The organism is Streptomyces aureus (genome assembly GCF_001418135.1).
GTDB lineage: Bacteria > Actinomycetota > Actinomycetes > Streptomycetales > Streptomycetaceae > Streptomyces > Streptomyces aureus_A.
This window is the reverse complement of the sequence record NZ_LIPQ01000432.1, coordinates 1-3,155: the sequence shown is the minus strand read 5'-3', so window position 1 is coordinate 3,155 and position 3,155 is coordinate 1. Positions and strand designations below refer to the sequence as shown.

The window sequence follows — 3,155 nt, the reverse complement described above, 5'->3', positions numbered from 1 at the left end:
GCCTCGGCGGGGCCGTCGGCGCTGCCGATGCCACCGGGGCCGTCGCGGCCACCGCTCCGGCTCCCGGCGTCGGCGGCGTGTCCCCCGGCCTGATCGGTCGCAGCCGCGTCGTCATCTCCATCTCGGACGGAGCCGGGGCCGGGTCCGGTCGGAGGAGGGCGTCCGTGATGCGGGAGGTCGTGCCGGGGCGCTGTTCGCCGGTCATCCCCGCCCCCCCCCGCTCGTGTCGACAATGCCCGTCACTCTACGGGCTGTTCCCCCTGGTACGGGAACTCAGGGGCTACCCACCCGTAAACCTGTCTGGCAAGCTCGGGCCATGACTCCCCGTGCCGCCGACCGGGCCCGGTACGACCGGGCCACCGCTCATCTCGACGCGCCCGTGGCGATCGTCGATCTGGAGGCCTTCGACGCCAACGCGGACGATCTCGTGCGCCGGGCCGGCGGCAAGCCCGTCCGGGTCGCGAGCAAGTCCGTGCGGTGCCGGGCGCTCCTGGAGCGGGTGCTGGCGCGGGAGGGCTTCGCCGGGATCATGTCGTTCACGCTCGACGAGTCGCTGTGGCTGGCCCGTGCCGGGTTCGAGGACGTCCTCCTCGCCTATCCGTCGGCGGACCGCACCGGCTTCGGTGAGCTGGCGCGCGATCCGAAGCTGGCCGCCGCCGTGACGGTGATGGTCGACGACGTGGCGCAGCTGGATCTGATCGACGCCTCCCGCGCGGGCGGGACGGAGGAGGTCCGGGTCTGTCTGGAGCTGGACACGGCGCTCAGCCTCCTCGGCGGCCGGATCCGCGTCGGTGCCCGTCGCTCCCCGCTGCGTGGGCCCGCGCAACTCGCGGAGCTGGCCCGTTCGGTGGTGCGGCGTCCCGGGTTCCGGCTGGTCGGGATCATGGCGTACGAGGGGCATGTCGCGGGTGTCGGGGACGCCGTCGCGGGCCGGCCGCTGCGGTCGCGGGCGATCCGGCTCATGCAGGCGGCGGCCCGCCGGGAGCTGGCCGAGCGCAGGGCGGCCGTGGTGCGTGCCGTCCGGGCCGTGGCGCCGGATCTGGAGTTCGTCAACGGCGGCGGCACCGGCAGCGTGCAGCACACCGCCGCCGAGGACGCGGTGACGGAGATCGCCGCGGGTTCGGGGCTCTTCGTGCCGCGGCTCTTCGACAACTACACCTCGTTCAGCGGGCGGCCCGCGGCTCTCTTCGCGCAGCCCGTCGTCCGCCGGCCGGGGGTCGGGGTGGTGACCGTCCTCGGTGGCGGCTATCCGGCGTCCGGGGCCGCCGGGCCCGACCGGCTGCCCGTGCCGTACCTGCCCGAGGGGCTGAGGTACGACCCCCAGGAGGGTCCGGGCGAGGTGCAGACCCCGCTGATGGGCTCGCCCGCCGACGATCTGCGGATCGGCGACAAGGTGTGGTTCCGGCACGCGAAGGCGGGCGAGCTGTGTGAGCGGTTCGCGAGTCTGCAGCTGATCGAGGGCGATCGGATCACCGCCGCCGTGCCCACGTACCGGGGCGAGGGCCAGACCTTCCTCTAGGGGTGTCCTGCCGATCGGGCCGGATCGCGAGCCCGGCATGATCGGCAAGACACCCCCTGGGCCTTCCCGCCGGGCCCTTCGGCCCTCTGGAGGCTTTCAGAGGAGGGGGAAGACCTTGTCCGGCTGGTCCGGGATCACACTTCCGTCGGACCGCCGGACCGGCTCCGCCGTGCCGTCTCCCGCCGTGTAGCCGGTGCTCGCGCAGGGGTACGGGGTGGCTTTGCGCTGCTTCGGCTCGATGAACATGGGGTTGACGATCCAGCGGCCGTCGCCGTTCTCGTACGCCCTGCACATGAGTTCGCTCTTGTTGCGGTTGAGGACCAGACGCAGGCCGGTGGCGTCCCGCAGGAACGAGACGTCGGTGTCGGAGTCGCCCGCGGCGAACACCTGGCGCCGGGAGGCGGGCTGCACGCGCTCGGCCGCGGGCCCGCGGACCCCGAAGATCTCCTGGTTGATCCAGCAGCGCTTGCCGTCGATGTAGGTGATCATCGTGTCCTCGCCGTCCCGTACCGTCCCGCAGCCCTTGAGGTGCGCGGTGAGCCGGCCGCGGTCGGTGGTGTTGCGGATGCCGATGGCGTGGGAGGGTGCGACGCCGACGCCCTTCGCCCAGACGTCGACGACGGGTTCGGGCGAGGCGGAGACGATCCAGACGTCGAAGCCGGCGTCCTGGAGGGTGCGGATCAGGTCGCGCTGCTGCGGGTAGTAGCGGACCCAGCCGGTGACCCGGGTGGTGCCGACGAGCTGGGTGGCACCCTGCGGGGCGGCGAGGTTCTCGGCGCGGGCGGCGGCGGCGAACGACTCGACCTGGCGGGTGGTCCAGCCGTGCAGGAGCTGGGCGAGCCAGGCGTACTGGGGCTCCGTCCGGCGGCGGTCGTGGCCCGCGAAGGCGGTCTTCCCGGTCGTGGTGGCACCCGAGGCGTAGACGGAGAGGAGTTCGTCGGCGCAGCGGCTGTCGGTGGCCGTGGGCAGGACGCGCACCCCGGCGGGACAGGCCTCGCCGAGGGCGGTGGCCGCCTCAGGGGTGAGGTGGCGGCTGGTGGTGGACCAGTCGCCGTGCCGGGGCGGGCGTACGCGGTCGTTGCGGAGGAGCCAGTGGAAGGTGGCGTCGCCGACGTCGTTCTTGATGACCGTGTTGTCCCAGTCGAAGACCGCGACGGGCTTCCTGCCCCTGGAACCCTTGTCCTGACAGTGGTCCGCGATCAGTCGGTCGATGCGTGCCTTGTTCTCTCCGTACCAGCCGTCGGAGATCCGCAGGGTCGGGCACGCGCCCGGCGCGGCCTCGGCGGTCCGGGTGCCGGAGACGAGGCTGGTCGCGGCGAGGGCGAAGGCCGCGGTGGCGGTGGACGTACGGAGTCGGTGGTTCATGATCACGCTCCTGTCGGGACTGTCCGCGCTGCGGGACTGTCTGGGCTGTCTGGGCTGTTTGGGCTGTCTGGACACCAAGCAGCCGGGCGCCTTGCGACGCCCGGCTGCCGGGTGGGGATGTGGGGGTGTGGGGGTGTGGCGGCGGTCTAGAGGGGCGTCACGTACGCGCCCGCGATGCCTCCGTCGACCAGGAAGTCGCTGGCGTTGACGAAGGACGAGTCGTCGCTCGCGAGGAAGGCGACCGCGGCCGCGATCGCCTCGGCCTCGGCGA

3 protein-coding genes and 1 pseudogene are annotated in these 3,155 nt (G+C 73.1%); 1 reads left to right on the top strand and 3 read right to left on the bottom strand.

Features of this window, described 5'->3' with window-relative positions; all coding sequences use genetic code 11:
- A pseudogene (locus tag AOK00_RS39775) lies at window positions 1–205 on the bottom strand (hypothetical protein); the annotation flags it as partial.
- A 111-nt stretch (window positions 206–316) separates the two neighbouring features.
- Between AOK00_RS39775 and AOK00_RS29780 the strand changes: the two are divergent.
- Complete coding sequence (locus AOK00_RS29780) at window positions 317–1,519, top strand: amino acid deaminase/aldolase (protein WP_055603329.1); 1,203 nt, start codon at window positions 317–319, stop codon at window positions 1,517–1,519.
- A gap of 96 nt (window positions 1,520–1,615) precedes the next feature.
- Here AOK00_RS29780 and AOK00_RS29775 read toward each other — a convergent pair whose 3' ends face one another.
- Together AOK00_RS29775 and AOK00_RS37675 are read right to left on the bottom strand one after the other, a co-directional pair.
- On the bottom strand, window positions 1,616–2,884 hold the full coding sequence (locus AOK00_RS29775) for a haloacid dehalogenase-like hydrolase (protein WP_055603328.1): 1,269 nt from the start codon (window positions 2,882–2,884) through the stop codon (window positions 1,616–1,618).
- A gap of 146 nt (window positions 2,885–3,030) precedes the next feature.
- The coding region (locus AOK00_RS37675; protein ID WP_159041874.1) for an SDR family oxidoreductase at window positions 3,031–3,155 on the bottom strand (125 nt) is incomplete at its 5' end.

What these genes read in the sequence shown, in the direction of transcription:
- AOK00_RS29780 (WP_055603329.1), top strand. Translation starts at nt 317, where the DNA reads ATGACTCCCCGTGCCGCCGACCGGGCCCGGTACGACCGGGCCACCGCT.
- AOK00_RS29775 (WP_055603328.1), bottom strand. Translation starts at nt 2,884, where the DNA reads ATGAACCACCGACTCCGTACGTCCACCGCCACCGCGGCCTTCGCCCTC.